Here is an 18,886-nt window from a genome sequence, read left to right on the forward strand (position 1 = left end):
GGCCGGCGGCGGCAGGGCGGGAGAACCGCTCGTCGCCCGTGGCCCGCGAACGGGCCCCGGGCGACGAGGGATCAGCTCAGCGGCACCAGGGTGAGCAGGCGGTCACGCACCGGCGGGCCGGCGTCGTCGATCGCGTCCGGATCGGGTTGCACCTCGCTACGCCAGGCCACGAGCATGGCTCGCCGCTCGCGCGGCGTGGTGCCGCCCCAGACGCCGTGGCAGTCGCCCACCTCCAGCGCCCAGGCCAGGCAGGAGCCTTGGACGTCACACGTGCGGCAGAGTGCCACCGCCGCATCGGCGGGCTCGTTGGGCGCCGGGAAGAACGTCTCCGGATCGACGTTCTGACAGGTGCCTCTGGTGCGCCACGCCTCGTCCTGGCGTCGTTCGTGCAGAGCCCGCAGCAGTCGTGGGTCGCGCCGTGCCGCGGCGACCTCGTGCGGGCGGGGCATGCGTGCCCGTGTCAATACACCCACCTCCCCCGTGGGACCGGCGAAGATCTTTCAGCAAGATCGATGGGTGTCGTCGCCCCGTGCGAACCGACGCCCATCACCGGCGCTGTGTTCTATCGCATTCGCATACGTAAGGACAAGAGTCTTCAATGAAACTGACTGAACGTCCGGGCGACTTTTCTGGAGAAACCCCGGCAAACGGGGTGCGTCGATGTGGCGGAGCGTGATCAGAACAGGGTCGGCCCGGAGACCGCCTGCACGCCCTCCGGGGACACCCGCGCGATCAGCTCGGGACCGTCGTTGCGGACGTCGCCGACCGCCCGGGAGACCGGGCGGATCTCCAGCCCGGCGAGCAGGCCGGCGTCGGGCGGCGTGAGCAACCCGGCCGGGTCGTCGGCGGGGCCGAGCCAGTCCGCCCAGCGGTCCGGCGCCAGCAGCAGCGGCATCCGGTCGTGCACCTCGGCCAGCTCGCCGACCGCGGCGGTGGTGAGCACGCTGAACGTGAGCCGGGCCTGCCCGGCCGACTCCCACGTCGACCAGATGCCGGCGAAGGCGAGCACCGAGCCGTCCCGGGGCGTCATGAAGTAGGGCTGCCGCCCGCCACCGGCGAGCCGGACCCACTCGTACCACCCGTCGGCCGGGACCAGGCAGCGGCGGCGGGCGAAGGACGGCGCGTACGCCCGGCTGGTGGCGACCGTCTCGGCCCGCGCGTTGATCATGCGGGCGGCGCCGGCGGCGCTGCGCGACCACTGCGGCAACAGCCCCCAGCGGCCGAGGGAGAGCAGCCGGTGCCCCTCCGGAGCGAGCCGGACCAGCGGCACCGGATCGGTCGGGGCGACATTGAAGTCCGGCCCCACCCCGCCGGTCTCGTCGGCCGAGGAGAAGAGCGCGCTCAGGTCACCGGCGCTCCGGGTCGTGGCGTACCTCCCGCACATGGCGCCCACGCTAGCTCCATCCGGACACTTCGGCTGTCCCGCCCAACGGGAGCAGCGGCCGCGGACGGTTCCACCGGGCCGGGAACTTGGCAGAATGTGACCGTGGGGAATCCGACCGCGACACATCAGCCGCAACCATGGACCGCGCCGACCGCGAGCGACCCGGTCGCCGCGACGCTGCGTCTGCCCGGCTCCAAGTCGATGACCGCCCGGGCCCTGGTGCTCTGCGCGCTGGCCAGCGGGCCGTCGACACTGGCCCGGCCGCTGCGCGCCCGGGACACCGAGCTGATGGCCGGTGGCCTGCGCGCACTCGGCGCCCACATGTCGATCTCGGACGACGACCGCTGGCTGGTCCGCCCCAACCCGCTGGCCGGCCCGGCGCACGTCGACGTCGGCCTGGCCGGCACCGTGATGCGCTTCCTGCCCCCGGTGGCGGGGCTGGCCGCCGGCCGGGTCACGTTCGACGGCGACCCGCACGCCCGCACCCGCCCGCTCGGCCCGCTGATCGGCGCGCTGCGGGCGCTCGGCGTCCGCATCGACGCCCCGCCGACGGGCAGCCTGCCACTCGTCGTGCTCGGCGCCGGCCGGGTGGCCGGCGGCGACGTGGTGATCGACGCCTCCGCCTCCAGCCAGCTCGTCTCCGGCCTGCTGCTCGCCGCGCCCCGCTTCGACAGGGGCGTCGTGGTCCGGCACGAGGGGCCGCCGGTGCCGTCCGCGCCGCACGTACGGATGACTGTGCAGATGCTGCGCGCCGCCGGCGCCGCGGTGGACGACACCACGCCGGACGTCTGGTCCGTCGAGCCGGGCCCGCTGTCCGGGCGTGGCTGGGAGATCGAGCCCGACCTCTCCGGCGCCGCGCCGTTCTTCGCCGCCGCGCTCGTCACCGGCGGCGAGGTGACGCTCCAGGACTGGCCGCGCAGCAGCCTCCAGCCGGTCGAGCAGCTGCGGGAGCTGCTGCACCGGATGGGCGGCGAGGTGACGCTCGGCACCGGCGGCCTGACCGTGCGGGGCACCGGCACGGTACGCGGGCTGGACGCCGACCTCTCCGACGTCGGCGAGCTGACTCCGGTGCTGACCGCGCTCACGCTGCTGGCCGACGGCCCGTCCCGGCTCACCGGCATCGGCCACATCAGGGGCCACGAGACCGACCGGGTCACCGCGCTGGCGAAGGAGTTCACCGCGCTCGGCGCGGACATCACCGAGACCCCCGACGGCCTGGAGATCCGGCCCCGCCCGCTGCGCGGCGGGACGTTCCGCACGTACGCCGACCACCGGATGGCGCACGCCGCCGCGGTGGCCGGGCTGGCCGTCCCCGGCATCGAGGTCGACGACGTGGCGTGCACCTCCAAGACCATGCCGGAGTTCCCGGCACTATGGTCGGGGATGGTGACCGGCAAGAACTGACAGCGGGGGGACGTCCTGGCGACGAAGCGGCGGGAGTACGACGAGGACGACGTCCGGGTCCGACCGGGCAGATCGTCGCGGCCGCGTACCCGAACCCGCCCTCAGCACGCCGACGCCGTCGACGGCTTCGTCATCGCCGTCGACCGGGGTCGCTACACCTGCGTGCTCGCCGGCGCCGGGCCCGACGCCCCGCTCGTCACCGCCATGCGCGCCCGCGAGCTGGGACGCAAGTCGGTGGTGGTGGGCGACCGGGTGGGGCTGGTCGGGGACACCTCCGGGGCGCCGGGCGCGCTGGCCCGCATCGTGCGCATCGCCGAGCGGACCTCGGTGCTGCGGCGTACCGCCGACGACGACGAGACCACCGCCGAGGGACGGCTGGAACGGGTGGTAGTGGCGAACGCCGACCAGTTGGTGATCGTCAGCGCGCTCGCCGACCCGCCGCCGCGCACCGGGTTCATCGACCGCTGCCTGGTGGCCGCGTACGACGCCGACATCGAGCCGCTGCTCTGCCTCACCAAGGCCGACCTGGGCGGCCCGGAGGCGGTGCTCGGCTACTACACCGAGCTGGAGCTGCCGTACGTGCTGATCCGCCCGGACTCCGACCTGGCCGCGCTCCGCGCGCTGCTCGCCGGCCGGGTGTCGGTGATGGTGGGCCACTCCGGGGTGGGCAAGTCGACGCTCGTCAACCGCCTGGTCCCGGACGCCGAGCGGGCCGTCGGCACGGTCAGCGCGATCGGCCGGGGCCGGCACACGTCGACGAGCGCGGTGGCGCTGCGCCTGCCGCCGGAACCGGACACCGACGGAGACACCGGCTGGATCGTCGACACCCCGGGGGTACGCAGCTTCGGGCTGGCCCACGTGTCCGCCGAGAGCCTGCTGCACGGCTTCCCCGACCTGGTCGAGGCGACTGTGGACTGCCCGGCCAACTGCCCGCACACCGCCGACGAGGCGGACTGCGCGCTGGACGCCTGGGTGGCCGCCGGGAAGGCGGACGCGCGCCGGCTCGCCTCGTACCGGCGGTTGCTGGCCTCCCGCAGCGGCGAGGGCGACCCACGCGAGCCCGAGCGCAACCCCGGCGACCCGCTCGCCGGGTCCTGACCGGCGGACCGGCGGCGACCCGCCGTCGCGGGCCGGGCCGCCGCCACTAGCGTGTCGGACATGACCGGGTACGCCGACGACCTCGCCCTCGCCCACCTGCTCGCCGACGCCGCGGACGCGGTCTCCTCGGCCCGGTTCCGCGCGCTGGACCTGCGCGTCGAGTCGAAGCCGGACCTGACCCCGGTCTCCGACGCGGACACCGCGGTGGAGCGGGAGATCCGCGCGCTGCTGGCCGCCCACCGTCCCGGCGACGGCCTGCTCGGCGAGGAGTACGGCGAGCAGCCGCCCGCCGGCCCCGACGGGCGGCGCTGGGTGATCGACCCGATCGACGGCACGAAGAACTTCGTCCGGGGCGTACCGGTCTGGGCCACGCTCATCGCGCTGCTGGAGCACGACCGGCCGGTGCTCGGCCTGGTCTCCGCCCCGGCGCTGGGCCGCCGCTGGTGGGGCGCACTAGGCGCGGGCGCGTTCGCCGGCACCGGACCGGCGGACGGCACACCGATCCGGGTCTCCGGCGTCACCGCGCTCGGCGACGCGAGCTTCTGCTACTCGTCGCTGACCGGGTGGGAGCAGGCCGGCCGCCTCGACGCGGTGCTCCAGCTCATGCGGGACACCTGGCGCAGCCGCGCGTACGGCGACTTCTACGGTTACATGCTGCTTGCCGAGGGTGCGCTGGACGTGATGGTGGAGCCGGAGCTGTCGCTGTGGGACATCGCCGCGCTGGTGCCGATCGTCACGGAGGCGGGTGGCGTGATCACCGATCTGGCCGGGCGGCCCGCCCCGGCCGGCGCGGACTCCGCCGACATCAGCGCCCTGGCCAGCAACGGAGCGCTGCACGACGACATCCTGGCCCGGCTCGGCCGTCCAGCCGAGCGCTGAACCGGGAAGAGCCTCTATCCTCGCCAGGTGGTTTCCTCCGGTTGGTGCTTCCTGGCAGCGATGATCATCGCGTACGGCTTCGCCAACCTTCTCCAGTCGGTCGCCGCGGCGCGGACAACTGTGCACCACACGTTCGACCCGGGGCTGCTGCTGCGCCTCGCCGGGCACCGGACGTACCTGATCGGTCTGGCCTGCCAGGTCGTCGGCTTCGTGCTGGCGTTCCTGGCCCGCCGCGACCTGCCGCTGTTCCTGGTGCAGGCGAGCGTGGCGGCCGGGCTCGGGGTGACCGCCGTGCTCGGCGTGCTGGTGCTCAAGTGGCGGTTGCCGGCCTCCGAGGTGGTGCTGCTGGTGCTGCTGTTCGCCGGCATCACCGCGCTCGTGCTGTCGGCCCAGCCGGCCCCGTCGCGGCAGCTCGGCACCGCCGGGCTGGTCGGCCTGGCGGTGGCGGTGGCCGCGATCGCCGTGTCCGGCTTCTTCGCGGCCCGGCTGCACGGCGCGCTCGGGTCGGTGGTGCTCGGCTCACTGGCCGGGATGGCGTTCTCCGCCGCGGCGGTGGCGGCCCGCCCGCTCGCGTCGGCCGGCTCGGCGGAGGCGTTCGTCCGCGACCCGCTGCTCTACCTGCTGATCGTCCACTCGGTGATCGGGCAGCTGCTGCTCGGCCTGGCCATGCAGCGGGGGTCGACGACGGCGGCGGTGGCCGCGATGGACGCCGCCGGCGCGGTGCCCGCGGCGATCGTCGGCCTGCTGCTGCTGAACGACAAGATCTGGCCCGGGCGGGAGTGGCTGGCCGGCCTGGGCTTCCTGGTCACGCTCGCGGCGGTGGTCGGCCTGACCCGGTACGCCGAACCGCAGCACCACCACGCCAGCGCCCGCGACCGCCAGAAGGCGACAGCGGCCGGGATGGTGCCCGTTCAGGCCGCCTCGACCGGTCCCCGTTCCGAGACGGCCACCTCGACCGGCGGCGTCACCTCGACCGGCGTCGGCTCGATGGGCGTGGCCGGCCGGCGACGCCCGATCACCCGCTCGTAGAGGCGTTCCAGCGCGGTGGCGGTACGTTCCCAGGTGTAGCTGCACCGGACCCGGTCCACAGCGGCGTGCCCGTACGCGAACCGTCCGGCGTTGTCCGACAGCAGCCGGCGCAGCGTGACCCCGAGCGTGCGCACGTCACCCGGCGGCACCAGCTTGCCGGTCACCTCGTCCACCACCGCGTCGGCGATGCCGCCCATCGCGTACCCGACCACCGGCACGCCGCAGGCCATCGCCTCCAGCGACACCCGCCCGGCCGCCGCGTAGTGCGGCGTGCAGGCCACCACGTCGGCGGAGCGGTACCAGGTCGCCATCTGGTCGTGCGGCACCGCGCCGACCAGCTTCACCTGCTCCGCCACGCCGGCCCGCTCGGCCAGCTCACGCAGCCGGCGCGCCTCGGCGTGCCCGTCCAGCCGCTCGGCCGGCGGGCCACCGGCGATCACCAGCTCCGCGTCGCCCACCAGCCGCATCGCGCGGATCAGGTCGTCCTGCCCGTGCCCGGGCGCCAGCCCCCCGACGGAGAGGATCCGGGGCCGCTGGTCCCGGGGCGCCGCCTCGCCGTCCGGGTGGAACTGGCCGGTGTCCACCCCGGTCGGCACCATCGCCACGGCGGTGCGTTGCAGGCCCATCCGGGTCAGCTCGTCGACCTCGTCGTTGCACTGGGCCACCGCCACGTCCACCGCCCGGGTCAGCGCCCGTTCCAGCGGGATGCGCTCGCCCGGCCCGCCGTAACGGGACCCGAGGTGCCGCAGCTGCTCGACGCCGAGCGAGTGGAACGTCTGCACCACCGGGATGTCGGTGGCGCGTACCGCGTGGGCGGCGGCCAGCCCGCCGACCCAGTAGTGGCCGTGCACCACGTCGGGGGTCCAGTCGCCGGCCCACTGCCCGGCCAGCCAGCGGCCGTACTCGGCGACGAACGGCACCAGCTCGGCGGTGGAGAGCACGTCGGGCGGCCCGACCGGCACGCGTTCCACCCGGTAGCCGTCGAGTTCGGTCAGGGCCGGCTGGGCGGCGGCGGCACGGCGCTCGTACACGCGGACGTCATGGCCCCGGGCGGCGAGCTCCGCCGCCACGCGCGCAATGTGCTCCTGCGTCCCGACGGTGGGACCGTCGGTGGACGAGCCGGCGTGCGCGCATACAAGGCCGACGCGCATGGTGCACCTCCATGCGTTTCTCGCGTAGCGGGGTCTCCGGTCAGAGCGTCCCATTAACCCAGGTCCGGCGCGCCCAAACCTGGCAGATCGGCATCACCGGGCCACCGCCGTCCCGCGAGCGGGACGGCCGACCGAACGCGATCACCGTCGAAATCGGTCGGCATGACCGGGCGGTCCGGGGGTACCGCCGGAGAATGCCGCTCACCCGCAGCCTCTCCGACGCCACAGTCGTCATCACCGGCGCCTCCAGCGGGATCGGCGCGGCGACCGCGTACGCGCTGGCCCAGCGGGGCGCCGACGTGGTCCTCGCCGCCCGGACCGAGTCCGCGCTGCGCCGGGTGGCGGCCAGCTGCCGGGAACTGGGCGGACGGGCCCTCGTGGTGCCCACCGACGTGACCGACCCGGAGGCGGTGGAGCAGCTGGCGGCGCGGGCGGTGGCCGAGTTCGGCCGGATCGACGCCTGGGTCAACAACGCCGCCGTGGGCACCGTGGGGCTGTTCGACGAGATCCCGGTGGCCGAGTTCCGCCGGGTGGTGGACGTGAACCTGCTGGGGGCCGTGTACGGGACGCGCGCGGCGCTGCCCTGGCTGACCGCGGCCGGTGGCGGGGTGCTGGTGAACAACGCGTCGGTGCTGGCCGAGGTGGCGATGCCGTACCAGTCGGCGTACAACGCCACGAAGCACGCGATCCGCGGGCTGGCCGACACCGTGCGGCAGGAGCTGCGGGTGACCGGCCGGGGGAACATCTCGATCTGCACCGTGCTGCCGGCCACCATCGACACGCCGTTCTTCCGGCACGCGGCCAACCACACCGGCCGGGAGCTGACCCCGCCACCGCCGGTGTACCCGCCGGAGATGGTCGCCGAGACGATCGTGAAGCTGCTGCGCCGGCCCCGGCGGGAGGCATACGCGGGCGGCGCGGCCCGGCTGATCGGGCTCCAGTGGCGGCTCGCCCCGGCGCTGGCCGAGCGGGTGCTCGGCTGGTACACCGCGCGCACCCAGTTCGGTCCCGGCGTACGCGCCGACTCCACCGGCGCCGTCTTCGCCCCTGCCGGGGCGGCCGAGCGGACCGACGGCTGGTCCGGGCGGCGTGGTCAGTTGCTGCGGCTCACCGCGGCCGTCGGCCTGGCGGCCGGCACCGCCGTGGGTACGGCGGCGGCGATCAGCCGCCGGTCCCGGGTGGGTCGGCCGTGAGTCCCGCCGACCGGACCGATGCGCGGGCGGCGGCCGAGGTGCACAATGGGGCGATCATGCCGACGGATGCGCGTTGCCTGGTGGAGACCGACGATTCCTCCGCGAGAGTCCGGCTGACCGGTGTGCTCGACCGGGCCGAGGTGGAGGCCGTACGGGAAGCGCTGCTGGCCCGGCTGTGGCAGCGCCCCGGCCTGCTGCTGGTCGACCTGTCCGGGGTACGGATCCCCGACCCGCTGGCCCGCGAAGCGCTCGACGAGGTCTGCCGGACGGTGGCCGACTGGCCCGCCAGCGAGATGCTGCTCGACCCCGACGGCGCGCCGCCGGACCCGCCGCTGGACCCGCTCGGCGTCGAGCTGCCCCCGGTGGTCGAGGCCGCGCGCCAGGCGCGGTCGCTGGTCGCCGCCGGGTGCCTCCGGTGGGGCCTGCCGGAGCTGGTCGAGCCGGCCTGCATCGCGGTCACCGAGATGGTCAACAACGTGGTGGCGCACGCCCTGACCCCGATGACGCTCCGGCTGGCGCCGCGCGGCAACGCGCTGCACGTGGCCGTCCGCGACCACTCGGCCGGGCAGCCCGCGTACGTGGGGCCGGCGGCGGCGGACGCGCTGGGCGGGCGCGGGCTGCTGCTCATCGACACGGTGGCCCGGCGCTGGGGCAGCACGCCGCTGCCCGACGGCAAGGTGGTGTGGTGCGTGCTGTACGTCGAGGACGAGGCGGCGGTCCGCAACTGAGGTGCCCTTTCGCACCGTTGCTCCCGATCCACCCGGCCGGTTGCGGTTAGGGCGGGGAGCCCAGTGGGTAGTTCCCGGGCATGCGCGACGACGAGTACCCCACCCCCGTGTCCGATCCCGAGGCGGCGGGCCTGCCCGACACCGCCGACGACGACTCCACCGCCAACGACGACGTGCTCACCGGGCGCGAGGCGGACGGCCCCGAGCCGGCGCAGCTCCCCGGCGACCGCACGCCGGTCGCGGTGGACCAGTTCGGCACCACGGCGGAGGAGCAGCTCGACGGCGAGTCGCTGGACTACAAGCTCCAGCGCGAGCAGTACGAGCGTCCCGCCGACGACCCGCTCGCCGGCCCGGTCGACCCGGACATCGCCGCCGAGGCGGACAGCGAGGAGGCCGCCGCGCAGGCCCAGCTCGACGCCGACGTGATCGACCCGGGCCCGGTCTCCGACCCGGACTCCCCCGTGTCCGTGTACGACCACGGCCAGCTCGGCACCGTCGCCGACCACCAGGTGGGCCGGCTGGTCGAGCCGGACGAGGGCGCGCACACCGACCAGGAGACCGACAACGTCGCCTACGACGCGGGCGCGGCCGGCGGCGGCGCCAGCGCCGAGGAGCTGGCGGTGCACGAGACCCGGGCGCCGGAGGCGCACTAGCTAGCCGTCCAGGCCCCGCTCGATGGCGTACCGGGTCAGCTCGACCCGGTTGTGCAACTGGAGCTTGCCCAGGGTGTTCTGCACGTGGTTCTGCACGGTCCGGTGGGACAGGCCCAGCCGGTCGGCGATCTGCTTGTAGGACAGCCCCTTGGCGACCAGACGCAGCACCTCGGTCTCCCGTTCGGTGAGCCGGGGCGCGTCGTCGTGCGGGGCGGGCGGCGTCGCGGCCAGCCGCCGGTACTCCCCCAGCACCAGCCCGGCCAGGCCGGGCGTGAACACGGGCTCACCGGCCGCCGTCCGGCGGACCGCGTCCAGGAACTCCGCCGGGGCGGCCGACTTGACCAGGTAGCCGGTGGCGCCGGCCTTTACCGCGTCCAGCACGCCCTGCGGCTCGCCGCTGGCCGAGAGCATCAGCACCCGCACCTCAGGCAACAGGGCGCGCAGCCCTCTGATCACCTCGACGCCGGAGATGTCCGGCAGCTGGAGGTCGAGCACGACCAGGTCGGGGCGGGCCGCCGCGGCAACCCGTACCGCCTGCCGGCCCTCGCCGCTGGTCGCCACCACCTGGTGACCCGCCTCGGTGAGGTCGCGGGCCACGCCCTCGCGCCACATCGGGTGGTCGTCGACCACCATCACCCGGATGCTCACCCGCGGCTCCTCGGCACGATCAGCTCGATCTCGGTGCCGGCGCCCGGCGCGGACATGATCCGCACCTCGCCACCCAGGTCGGCCACCCGGCCCTGGATGGACTGCGCCACCCCGAGCCGCCCCTGCGCGGCGGCCTCCGCCAGCCGCCCGGCCGGGATGCCCGGCCCCTCGTCGCGTACCGAGACGGTCACCGTCTCCTCCTCGTCCTCGATCAGCACCCAGGCCCGTCCACCGGCGTGCCGGGCCACGTTGTCGAGCGCCGCGCCGACCGCCGCGCCCAGCTCACCGGCGGCCCGCGCCGGCAGCGGCACCGGCGTGGCGGGCGCGGACACCACGACAGTGGCCGAGGCGTACCTGTCGATCAGGTCGCGCAGGTCCTGCTCGGCCCCGGCCGGGTCCGGCGGCGCGCCCGCCCGGCCGATGAGCGCCCGCAGCGCCGCCTCCTGCTCGCCGGCCAGCCGGGCCAGCTCGGCCGCCTCGCCGTCCAGGTCCGCGCCGCGCCGCCGGACCAGCGCGAGCACCTGGAGCACGGAGTCGTGGATGTCGCGGGCCAGCCGCTCCCGTTCCCGGGTCGCGGCCTCCAGCTCCACCGCCCGCTGCAACCGCTCCTCCGCCTGCACCGCCAGCCGCGCCACGTGCCCGACCACCACACCGGCGAGCAGCATCAGGATCGCCCCGGTCAGCGCGGACGGGCTGATCCGGTCCCGGGTGGCGAGGTCGGCGCCGCCGAGCACCAGCGCGGCCACCGCGCCACGCCGCCGCCCGCCGGAGACCGCCCAGGCCAGCACCGGCCCGGCCAGCCAGGCGGCGGTCAGCATCGGCACACCGGCGGCGAGCGCCGCCCGGCCGACCACCCAGGGCGTGACCAGGATGATCGCCAGCACCACACCGAGGTCGGCCAGCAGCAGCGGCCAGCGCCGCCCGGCCGGGCGGCCGTAGCCGGCCGCCGTCACGCCGCTCCAGGCCAGCATCGCCAGCAGGACGCCGCCCGCGGCGACCGGGTGCGCGTAGCGGTCCGCGTCGCGCAGCACGACCAAGCCGACGTACGCGAGCGCGGCGAAGCGGAACACCGCGATGGATCGCCAGAACGGGCCCTCGAGACCGGAGGACGACGGCATGTGCGTCACCATGTCACAGCCGGTCGAGGGGACCCCGGCCGGTGCGGCCTGGGAAACCCTGACGTACGGTTGAAATGCCGCGAAAGTCGTCGAGAACCATCGCCGGGACGGGGTCATGACAGACGCAGAACTCCCCGCACCGCGTACGGTTGTGCCCATCGAACCTTCCCTCCTTCTCGCCACGGCCTTCGGCCAGGCGCAGGTGACCGAGCTGCGGCACTCGGTGACGTCCTGCGCGCAGGGCTCGGGCCTGTCCGGTCAACGGCTGGACGACTTCGTGCTGGCGGTCAACGAGCTGATCACCAACGCGGTGCGGCACGGCGGCGGACAGGGCTGGTTGCGGCTCTGGCAGCGCGGCGACGAACTGGTCTGCGAGGTCGCCGACCACGGACAGGGGATCAGCGAGCGACGGCTGCGCGACCGTGACCGGCCGGCGCCGGACACCGCCGGCGGCTGGGGCCTCTGGCTGGCCCGCGAGCTGAGCGACACGATGGAGGTGGAGACCGGCGACGCGGGCACTGTCGTCCGCATCACCGCCGCGCTCGCCACCCGGCAGTCCGCCACCGGCCCGCGGGACGGCTGACCCACCGCCGGGCCGCCGGCCGCAGCGTGTCAGGCGAAGAGGGCGCTGACCGACTCCCCGTTGTGGATCCGCCGCATCGCCTCGGCCAGGGCCGGCGCCACCGACAGCACCTCCAGCTTCGGCACCCGCTTCTCCGCCGGGATCGGCACCGTGTTGGTGCAGACGATCTCCAGTACGCCCTCCTGCCCGCTCAGCCGCTCCAGCGCCCCGCTGGAGAAGAGCCCGTGGGTGCACGCGAGCCGGATCGAGCGGACCTGCCGCTCGCGCAGGTGCGAGATCAGCTCGATCACCGTGCTGCCCTTGGCGATCTCGTCGTCCAGCACGATCACGTCCCGGTCCGCCACGTCGCCGATGATGGTGCTGATCTGCACCCGGTCGTCGCTGAAGCGCTGCTTCGCGCCGGCCGCCACCGGCGTGCCGAGCATCCGGGCGAACGCGGCGGCCTCCTTGGCGTTGCCCAGGTCCGGCGAGACCACCACCGCGTTGCTCAGGTCGTGCCCCTTGAAGTGCGCGGCCAGCTCGCGCAGCGCGTGCAGGTGGTCCACCGGGACGCTGAAGAAGCCGTGCACCTGCGGCGAGTGCAGCGTCATGGCCAGCACCCGGTGCGCGCCGGCGGAGGTGAGCAGGTCGGCGACGAGCCGGCCGCCGATGGAGATGCGCGGCGCGTCCTTCTTGTCCGACCGGGCGTACGCGTAGTGCGGCAGCACCACGGTGATCCGGGCGGCCGACGCGCCCCGGGCCGCGTCGATCATGAGCAGCAGCTCGACCAGGTGCTCCTGGACCGGCGGCACCAGCGGCTGGATGAGGAAGACGTCGCGCTCCCGGCAGTTCGCCTGCAACTGCACCTCCAGGCAGTCGTTGGCGAACCGGGACACCCGTACCGGATGCAACGGGACGTGGAGGTGGGCGCAGATCTCGGCGGCGAGGACGGGATGGGCCGACCCACTGAACACGGCAATGTCACGCACGTCTGTTGATCGTACGGGCCGCCGGAGGAAGACGGTGGACACTGGCGGCGGGTACGGTGCTGCCGTGACCGCAGAGTTCGTCGCCGCCATCGACCAGGGCACCACGTCGTCGCGCTGCATCGTCTTCGACCGGGCCGGCGAGATCGTCGCCGTCGCCCAGCGCGAGCACCGGCAGATCTTCCCCCGGCCCGGCTGGGTGGAACACGACGCCGAGGAAATCTGGACGAACGTCGAGCACGTGGTGCGCGAGGCGCTGGCGAGTGCCGACATCGGCACCGAGATGCTGGCCGCGGTGGGCATCACCAACCAGCGGGAGACCACTGTGGTGTGGGACCGGGCGACCGGCCGCCCGGTGGCGAACGCGATCGTCTGGCAGGACACCCGCACCGGCCCGCTGCTGCGTGAGCTGGCCGAGACGTACGACCAGGAGCGGCTGCGGTCCCGCACCGGCCTGACCCCGGCCACCTACTTCGCCGGGCCGAAGCTGCGCTGGCTGCTCGACAACGTCGACGGGCTGCGCGAGCGGGCCGAACGCGGCGAGGTGCTGTTCGGGACCATGGACAGCTGGCTGATCTGGAAGCTGATCGGCCGGCACGTCACCGACGTGACGAACGCCAGCCGCACGATGCTGATGGACCTGGAGACGCTCGACTGGGCCCCGGAGCTGCTCGACGCGCTGCGGATCCCGGCCGCCGTGCTGCCCGAGATCCGCAGCTCGGCCGAGGTGTACGGCACCGCGCAGGGGGTGCTGGCCGGAGTGCCGGTCGCCAGCGCGCTCGGTGACCAACAGGCAGCGTTGTTCGGGCAGACGTGCTTCCAGCCCGGCGAGGCCAAGTGCACCTACGGCACCGGCAGCTTCCTGCTGCTCAACACCGGCGCCAGCCCGGTGCCGTCGCGGCACGGCCTGCTCACCACCGTGGCGTACCGGATCGAGGGCCAGCCCGCCGTGTACGCGCTGGAGGGCGCCATAGCGGTCACCGGCTCGCTGGTGCAGTGGCTGCGCGACAACCTCGGCCTGATCTCCAGCGCCCCGCAGGTCGAGGAGCTGGCCCGCACCGTCGACGACAACGGCGGCTGCTACGTGGTGCCGGCCTTCTCCGGCCTGTTCGCCCCGCACTGGCGCAGCGACGCCCGGGGCGTGATCGCCGGGCTGACCGGCTACATCACCAAGGGGCACCTGGCCCGCGCGGTGCTGGAGGCGTCCGCCTTCCAGACCCGCGAGGTGGTCGACGCGATGAACGCCGACTCCGACGTGGCGCTGCGGCGGCTGCGGGTCGACGGCGGGATGACCGGCAACGAGCTGCTCATGCAGTTCCTCGCCGACGTGCTGGACGTGCCGGTCGTACGGTCCCGGATCACCGAGACGACGTGCCTCGGCGCCGCGTACGCCGCCGGCCTGGCCGTCGGGTTCTGGCCCGACCTGGCCACGCTGCGCGAGAAGTGGCGCTCGGACGCGCAGTGGGAGTCGACGATGGACCCGGCGCACCGGGAGCGCGAGCTGCGCCAGTGGCACAAGGCGGTCCAGCGCACGCTCGACTGGGCCGAGTGAGCGTCAGTCCCAGCGGTTGCCGGTGAGCTTCTCGTACACCTCGACGTAGCGGGCCCGGGTCGCCTCGATCACCTCGGCCGGCACCTCCGGCGCGGGCGGCTGCTTGTCCCAGCCCGCGGCCGTGGCCCAGTCCCGCACGTACTGCTTGTCGTAGGAGAACTGGGCGCGGCCCGGCTGGTACGACTCGGCAGGCCAGAACCGGGACGAGTCGGAGGTGAGCACCTCGTCGCCGAGGACCAGCGTGCCGTCCGCCGCCCAGCCCAGCTCCAGCTTCGTGTCCGCGATCAGGATGCCCCGCTCGGCGGCGATCTCCGCGCCACGCCGGTAGACGTCGATGGTGATCTGCCGCAGCCGCTCCGCCAGCTCCGGCCCGACCTTGTCGACCACCTGCTCGTACGTGATCGGCTCGTCGTGTTCGCCCTTCGGGGCCTTCGTCGTCGGCGTGAAGATCGGCTCGGGCAGGATCGACGCCTCCACCAGGCCACGGGGCAGCGGCACCCCGCAGACCGAGCCGGAGCGCTGGTACTCGGCGAAGCCGCTGCCGGTCAGGTAGCCCCGGGCCACGCACTCGACCGGCACCATCTCCAGCCGCCGGCAGCGGATCGCCCGGCCGGCGAACTCCGCCGGCACGTCAGTCGCGGAGATCACGTGGTTCGGCACCAGGTCGGACAGCTGCTCGAACCACCACAGCGACAGCGCGGTGAGCAGGCGGCCCTTGTCCGGGATCGGGGTCGGCAGCACCACGTCGTAGATGGAGACGCGGTCGGTGGCGACCAGGATCAGGTCCTCGCCGTCGGCGTAGACGTCCCGGACCTTGCCCGAGTGCAGAAGTTCCACGGCGCTAGTACACCATGACCGGCGGGGGCGGCCCGGCGCGCCCACCGGCGGTCCAGCCCGGCGTTGACACCCCGCCGGGGGCCGGTGAAATGATCCGTCCACCGACGTTCGGAGAGAGATCCGTGCCCGCAGCGCAGTCCGTACCCCGTCCCGGCCTCGACCGACGACGGCTTCTCGGCGCGCTCGCCGGGCTTCCGCTGCTCGGCGGCGGGCTGCCGGCGCTGGCCGGGTGCAGCCCGGAGGAGACGGCCGTCGACGACGGGCCGGTCGAGCTGTCGGTGTTCTGGTGGGGCGGCGACCGGCGGGCGGCGGCCACCGAACAGGCGCTGCGCCTGTACTCGCAGCAGAACCCCCGGGTGAGCTTCCGGGTCACCTGGCAAGGGCTGAGCGGCTACTACGACCGGCTGGCCACCCAGGCCACCGGCGGCAACCCGCCGGACCTGTTCCAGATCGACGACACCCTGCTCGCCGAGTACGCCGGCCGGGACATCCTGCTCGACCTCAGCCCGTACGCCGCCGACGGGCGGATCGACCTGCGCGAGGTGCCGGCGCAGCTGGCCCGCTACGGCCAGGTGGACGAGCGGACAGTGGGCGTGCCGGCCGCGCAGACCAGCGCGGCGCTGGTGTTCAACCGCGCGCTGCTGCGCCGGCTGGACCAGCCCGAGCCGCGCACCGGCATGTCCTGGAAGGAGTACGTCGCCTGGGCCGCCCGCGTGACCCGCGCCTCCGGCAACCGGGTGGCCGGCACCATGGACGCGTCCGGCGACTACCGGGCGCTCTGGCTCTGGCTGCGCGGCCAGGGCAGCGAGATGTACCGGGGGCGGCAGCTCGGGTTCAGCTCGGCCGAGCTGCTCGACTGGTTCGAGTTCTGGGAGGTGGCCCGCTTCAGCCGGGCCACCCCGAGCGCGGCGCTGGTCGAGCAGGCGGACAGCGGCGAGCTGGCCCGCCAGCTCGTGGTCACCGGGCACACCGCCGCCTCCTTCGCCTGGTCGCACCAGTTGCCGGAGCTGCAACGCCTGACCGACGACGAGCTGGCGGCGGTGGCCCTCCCGGGCACGCCCGCCGCCCAGTGGCCCCGGGCGTCGATGTACTGGGCCGCCTTCCAGGGCACCCGCCACCCGGAGGTGGTGGTGAACGTGATCGACTTCCTGACCACGAACGTGGCCGCCGGCCGGCTCCTCGGCGTGGAACGCGGCCTCAACGCCAGCAAGCAGGTGCGCTCGTTCGTCGTCGCGGACGTGACCGACCGGTCCGAGAAGCGGATGGCCGCGCTCGGCGCCGAGCTGGACGAGCTGGCCGGTCCGTCACCCACGCCGCCGCCCAAGGGACACGCCAAGGTCCGCACCCTGCTGATCGACGCGGCCGAGAGCATCCGCGGCAAGCGCTCCGGCGCCCGCACCGCGACATCCCGCTTCATGGCTCAGGCCAACGCCGCCCTGGCCAGCTGAGCCGCCTCCACCCCCGCCGCCCGGCGGGGGTGCGACGGGGTACGTCAGCGCGGCGGGCGGTTGCGGCGACCACGCATGAGCATTAGCACCAGCAGCACGATGCCGCCGACCACCACGAGGCAGCAGAGCAGGCCGAGGAAGCCGAACCCGCCGCGGGAGCGACGGCGCGCGGCCTCCACCACGATCTCGCCGGTGCCCGACGACGCCCAGGCCGCGACCGGCACGAACACCGAGAGCACGACCGTACCGAGGACCGCGCCCAGGCGGCCCCACCACTTGTTCCATGCAGACATGCCCCCATCCTCGCCGAGACACGCAACCGAGGCACGGCGGACGGGGCGGATGTCGCCGGACACGGCGAAGGGCCCCGGAAAGAATTCCGGGGCCCTTCGTCACGAGTAGCGGGGACAGGATTTGAACCTGCGACCTCTGGGTTATGAGCCCAGCGAGCTACCGAGCTGCTCCACCCCGCGTCGGCTCGTAAAGCTTATCGCACTCCGATCCTGGAGATCAGCCGGGTCCCCGATTCCCTGGCCGGGCTGCGCGCGGCCGGCGGCAGGCGGGAACGGCGAAGGGCCCCGGAGAGAACTCCGGGGCCCTTCGTCACGAGTAGCGGGGACAGGATTTGAACCTGCGACCTCTGGGTTATGAGCCCAGCGAGCTACCGAGCTGCTCCACCCCGCGTCGGCTCGACAACCGTAGCGCACCGACCCGGGGCGGCGCAAAACGGGTACTCAGTCCAGCCACCGCCGGATCGCCTCGACCGCCCGGCGGCTGTCCGCGTCGAACTGGGCGCGCTCGGTCGAGGTGCTCTCCCAGCCCTGTTCCCACAGCACCGTCACCACGTCACCGAAGCGGATCGCGCGGATGAGGTGCACCTCGTCGCCGCCGCTCGGATCGCCGTTCGCGTCCCGGTACGGCGTCCGCGTCTCGAACAGCACCGACTCGTCGCCGTATCCGGTGTCGGGCAGCAACTGCTGCCGTACCGTCACCGACGGCCGCCCCCGGGCGGGCTGCTCGGGGCAGGCCCGGACCGCCGCGCGCAGCTCGGCCAGCGCCGCGCCGGCGCCGCCGGCCCGGTAGATCGTGATGCTGTGCCGGTAGTTGCCGGACGGCACCTCGTCGGCCGGGGCCCCGGTCCGGCGGTACGGCAACGACCGGGCCCGCTGCGCCACCACCCGCTCGTCGGCGGGGCTCGCGCCGCAGAGCACCGGCAGCACCGGTCCCGGGCCGAAGTAGTTGCCGGTGCCGGCGTCGTTCGCGGCGGGCATGACGAAGAACGCCCGGTCCGGGACGGTGGTCGGGGTGGCCGGGGCCGGAGGCGTGGTGGTCACGGCCGGGCTCCGCGAGCCGGGCGTACGGCCGACGGTCGGCGACGGCGGGGGCGGTGACGACGGTGCGACCGAGGGCGTGACGGTGGACGGCCGCGGGGTGGGCGTACCCGCGGGCGGCGGAACCGGGTTCGGAGCCGGCCCGGCGGCGAGCACCAGCTGACTGCCGGCCACCGTGCCGCCGACCAGCCCGGCCACCGCCAGTACGGTCAGCGCGGCGCGGCGCCGGGCCCAGCGGTCGGCGCTACGGCGCAGCCGGTCCGGCGCGGGCAGCACCCGCTCGTCGGTGTCGGCGGCGAGGGACCGGTAGTAGCGGTGCAGTTCAGGCGACATCGTTGACCTCCAGCTCCTCGGCGGCGACGCCGGGCAACAGCTCGGCCAGCCGGGCCCGGCCCCGGGACAGCCAGGACTTCACAGTGCCGGCGGGTACCCCGGCCTCCCGGGCGATCTCCTCCACCGGCAGGTCGAACAGGTAGTGCAGGGCGAGCGCCTGCCGGTGCCGGGGCGGGAGCTGCCGCAGCGCCCCGACCAGCAGCACGGTGTCCTCGCCCGGCGGGCCGACGTCGGGCGGCGGCCCGGTGCGGCTGGCCGCGAGGCGCCACCCGCGCAGCCGCCGGAACCGGTCGGTCGCCAGCCGGCTGATCACCAGCCGCAGCCACGCCTCCGGGGCGGGGTGGGCGGCGAGCTTCGCCCACTGCCGCCAGGCCCGCGCGTACGCCTCCTGCACGAGATCCTGGGCCTCGGCCGGATCACCGGCCACCGCGTAGCCGTACCGGACGGCCCGCCCCGACGTGCTGCGGTAGAAGTCGTCGAAGCTGTTCGCGTCACGCATGTGCCCTCCCGCCCCCCACACGTCCATCTGCACTGTTGACGGCGCAGTGGGGT

20 protein-coding genes and 2 tRNA genes are annotated in these 18,886 nt (G+C 74.5%); 10 read left to right on the forward strand and 12 right to left on the reverse strand.

What is annotated here, in order from left to right; translation table 11 throughout:
• Positions 1–71 precede the first annotated feature (71 nt).
• The gene (locus AMK25_RS13580) at positions 72–464 is read right to left on the reverse strand and encodes a WhiB family transcriptional regulator (protein ID WP_030503699.1); all 393 of its coding nucleotides are present in this window, start codon (positions 462–464) and stop codon (positions 72–74) included.
• A 212-nt stretch (positions 465–676) separates the two neighbouring features.
• Positions 677–1,384: an SOS response-associated peptidase gene (locus tag AMK25_RS13585; RefSeq protein ID WP_073829328.1), complete on the reverse strand. Its 708-nt coding sequence runs from the start codon at positions 1,382–1,384 to the stop codon at positions 677–679.
• 102 nt (positions 1,385–1,486) lie between these two features.
• Here AMK25_RS13585 and aroA point away from each other — a divergent pair, with 102 nt between their 5' ends.
• The 4 genes from aroA to AMK25_RS13605 all read left to right on the forward strand — a co-directional run bounded on the left by aroA (position 1,487) and on the right by AMK25_RS13605 (position 5,794).
• Positions 1,487–2,788, forward strand: coding sequence for a 3-phosphoshikimate 1-carboxyvinyltransferase (gene aroA / locus AMK25_RS13590; protein ID WP_073829329.1), 1,302 nt, complete (start codon positions 1,487–1,489; stop codon positions 2,786–2,788).
• Between the two features lie 162 nt (positions 2,789–2,950).
• Entirely contained in the window at positions 2,951–3,886 is a 936-nt protein-coding gene (gene rsgA, locus AMK25_RS13595) for a ribosome small subunit-dependent GTPase A (protein WP_073828751.1), read from the forward strand.
• A 60-nt stretch (positions 3,887–3,946) separates the two neighbouring features.
• The gene (hisN, locus tag AMK25_RS13600; protein ID WP_073828752.1) at positions 3,947–4,765 is read left to right on the forward strand and encodes a histidinol-phosphatase; all 819 of its coding nucleotides are present in this window, start codon (positions 3,947–3,949) and stop codon (positions 4,763–4,765) included.
• Positions 4,766–4,825: 60 nt separating this feature from the next.
• Complete coding sequence (locus tag AMK25_RS13605; RefSeq protein WP_192900320.1) at positions 4,826–5,794, forward strand: hypothetical protein; 969 nt, start codon at positions 4,826–4,828, stop codon at positions 5,792–5,794.
• Here AMK25_RS13605 and AMK25_RS13610 read toward each other — a convergent pair.
• The gene (locus AMK25_RS13610) at positions 5,677–6,945 is read right to left on the reverse strand and encodes a glycosyltransferase (protein WP_073828753.1); all 1,269 of its coding nucleotides are present in this window, start codon (positions 6,943–6,945) and stop codon (positions 5,677–5,679) included. The two genes, AMK25_RS13605 and AMK25_RS13610, sit on opposite strands and share 118 nt — an antisense overlap.
• 194 nt (positions 6,946–7,139) lie before the next feature.
• On the opposite strand from AMK25_RS13610, the gene AMK25_RS13615 reads away from it, so the two are divergent.
• The 3 genes from AMK25_RS13615 to AMK25_RS13625 all read left to right on the forward strand — a co-directional run bounded on the left by AMK25_RS13615 (position 7,140) and on the right by AMK25_RS13625 (position 9,519).
• Positions 7,140–8,138, forward strand: coding sequence for an SDR family oxidoreductase (locus AMK25_RS13615; RefSeq protein WP_073828754.1), 999 nt, complete (start codon positions 7,140–7,142; stop codon positions 8,136–8,138).
• A gap of 80 nt (positions 8,139–8,218) precedes the next feature.
• A complete protein-coding gene (locus AMK25_RS13620; protein ID WP_241826356.1) occupies positions 8,219–8,866 on the forward strand; it encodes an ATP-binding protein in 648 nt (215 codons plus the stop codon).
• 80 nt (positions 8,867–8,946) lie between these two features.
• Positions 8,947–9,519 carry a DUF5709 domain-containing protein gene (locus AMK25_RS13625; protein WP_073828755.1) on the forward strand — a complete coding sequence of 191 codons (573 nt, stop codon included), beginning with the start codon at positions 8,947–8,949 and terminating at the stop codon, positions 9,517–9,519.
• On the opposite strand, the gene AMK25_RS13630 is transcribed toward AMK25_RS13625, so the two are convergent.
• Positions 9,520–10,152, reverse strand: coding sequence for a response regulator (locus tag AMK25_RS13630; RefSeq protein ID WP_198937541.1), 633 nt, complete (start codon positions 10,150–10,152; stop codon positions 9,520–9,522). It abuts the gene before it with no gap.
• An 11-nt stretch (positions 10,153–10,163) separates the two neighbouring features.
• The gene (gene macS, locus AMK25_RS13635) at positions 10,164–11,285 is read right to left on the reverse strand and encodes a MacS family sensor histidine kinase (protein WP_073829331.1); all 1,122 of its coding nucleotides are present in this window, start codon (positions 11,283–11,285) and stop codon (positions 10,164–10,166) included.
• A gap of 115 nt (positions 11,286–11,400) precedes the next feature.
• Between macS and AMK25_RS13640 the strand changes: the two genes are divergently transcribed.
• A complete protein-coding gene (locus AMK25_RS13640; RefSeq protein WP_073828757.1) occupies positions 11,401–11,868 on the forward strand; it encodes an ATP-binding protein in 468 nt (155 codons plus the stop codon).
• Between the two features lie 29 nt (positions 11,869–11,897).
• On the opposite strand, the gene AMK25_RS13645 is transcribed toward AMK25_RS13640, so the two are convergent.
• Positions 11,898–12,836 carry a ribose-phosphate diphosphokinase gene (locus AMK25_RS13645; protein ID WP_073828758.1) on the reverse strand — a complete coding sequence of 313 codons (939 nt, stop codon included), beginning with the start codon at positions 12,834–12,836 and terminating at the stop codon, positions 11,898–11,900.
• A 64-nt stretch (positions 12,837–12,900) separates the two neighbouring features.
• On the opposite strand from AMK25_RS13645, the gene glpK reads away from it, so the two are divergent.
• Complete coding sequence (gene glpK / locus AMK25_RS13650) at positions 12,901–14,385, forward strand: glycerol kinase GlpK (RefSeq protein WP_073828759.1); 1,485 nt, start codon at positions 12,901–12,903, stop codon at positions 14,383–14,385.
• 3 nt (positions 14,386–14,388) lie between these two features.
• Here the strand turns inward: glpK and AMK25_RS13655 are convergent, their stop codons facing one another.
• A complete protein-coding gene (locus tag AMK25_RS13655) occupies positions 14,389–15,222 on the reverse strand; it encodes a phosphoribosylaminoimidazolesuccinocarboxamide synthase (RefSeq protein WP_073828760.1) in 834 nt (277 codons plus the stop codon).
• A gap of 122 nt (positions 15,223–15,344) precedes the next feature.
• On the opposite strand from AMK25_RS13655, the gene AMK25_RS13660 reads away from it, so the two are divergent.
• On the forward strand, positions 15,345–16,670 hold the full coding sequence (locus tag AMK25_RS13660) for an ABC transporter substrate-binding protein (RefSeq protein ID WP_073828761.1): 1,326 nt from the start codon (positions 15,345–15,347) through the stop codon (positions 16,668–16,670).
• A 44-nt stretch (positions 16,671–16,714) separates the two neighbouring features.
• On the opposite strand, the gene AMK25_RS13665 is transcribed toward AMK25_RS13660, so the two are convergent.
• The 5 genes from AMK25_RS13665 to AMK25_RS13685 form a co-directional block, all read right to left on the reverse strand.
• Complete coding sequence (locus AMK25_RS13665; RefSeq protein WP_073828762.1) at positions 16,715–16,963, reverse strand: hypothetical protein; 249 nt, start codon at positions 16,961–16,963, stop codon at positions 16,715–16,717.
• A 106-nt stretch (positions 16,964–17,069) separates the two neighbouring features.
• Positions 17,070–17,143: transfer RNA gene (locus tag AMK25_RS13670), tRNA-Met, on the reverse strand.
• A gap of 137 nt (positions 17,144–17,280) precedes the next feature.
• Positions 17,281–17,354: transfer RNA gene (locus AMK25_RS13675), tRNA-Met, on the reverse strand.
• A gap of 50 nt (positions 17,355–17,404) precedes the next feature.
• Positions 17,405–18,334 (reverse strand): hypothetical protein, encoded by a 930-nt coding sequence (locus AMK25_RS13680; RefSeq protein WP_073828763.1) that lies wholly within the window; start codon positions 18,332–18,334, stop codon positions 17,405–17,407.
• The gene (locus AMK25_RS13685) at positions 18,324–18,833 is read right to left on the reverse strand and encodes an RNA polymerase sigma factor (RefSeq protein WP_073828764.1); all 510 of its coding nucleotides are present in this window, start codon (positions 18,831–18,833) and stop codon (positions 18,324–18,326) included. Before AMK25_RS13685 ends, AMK25_RS13680 begins: the two co-directional genes overlap by 11 nt.
• Positions 18,834–18,886 lie beyond the last annotated feature (53 nt).

This window comes from Micromonospora sp. TSRI0369 (assembly GCF_001905625.1).
Lineage (GTDB): Bacteria > Actinomycetota > Actinomycetes > Mycobacteriales > Micromonosporaceae > Micromonospora > Micromonospora echinospora_A.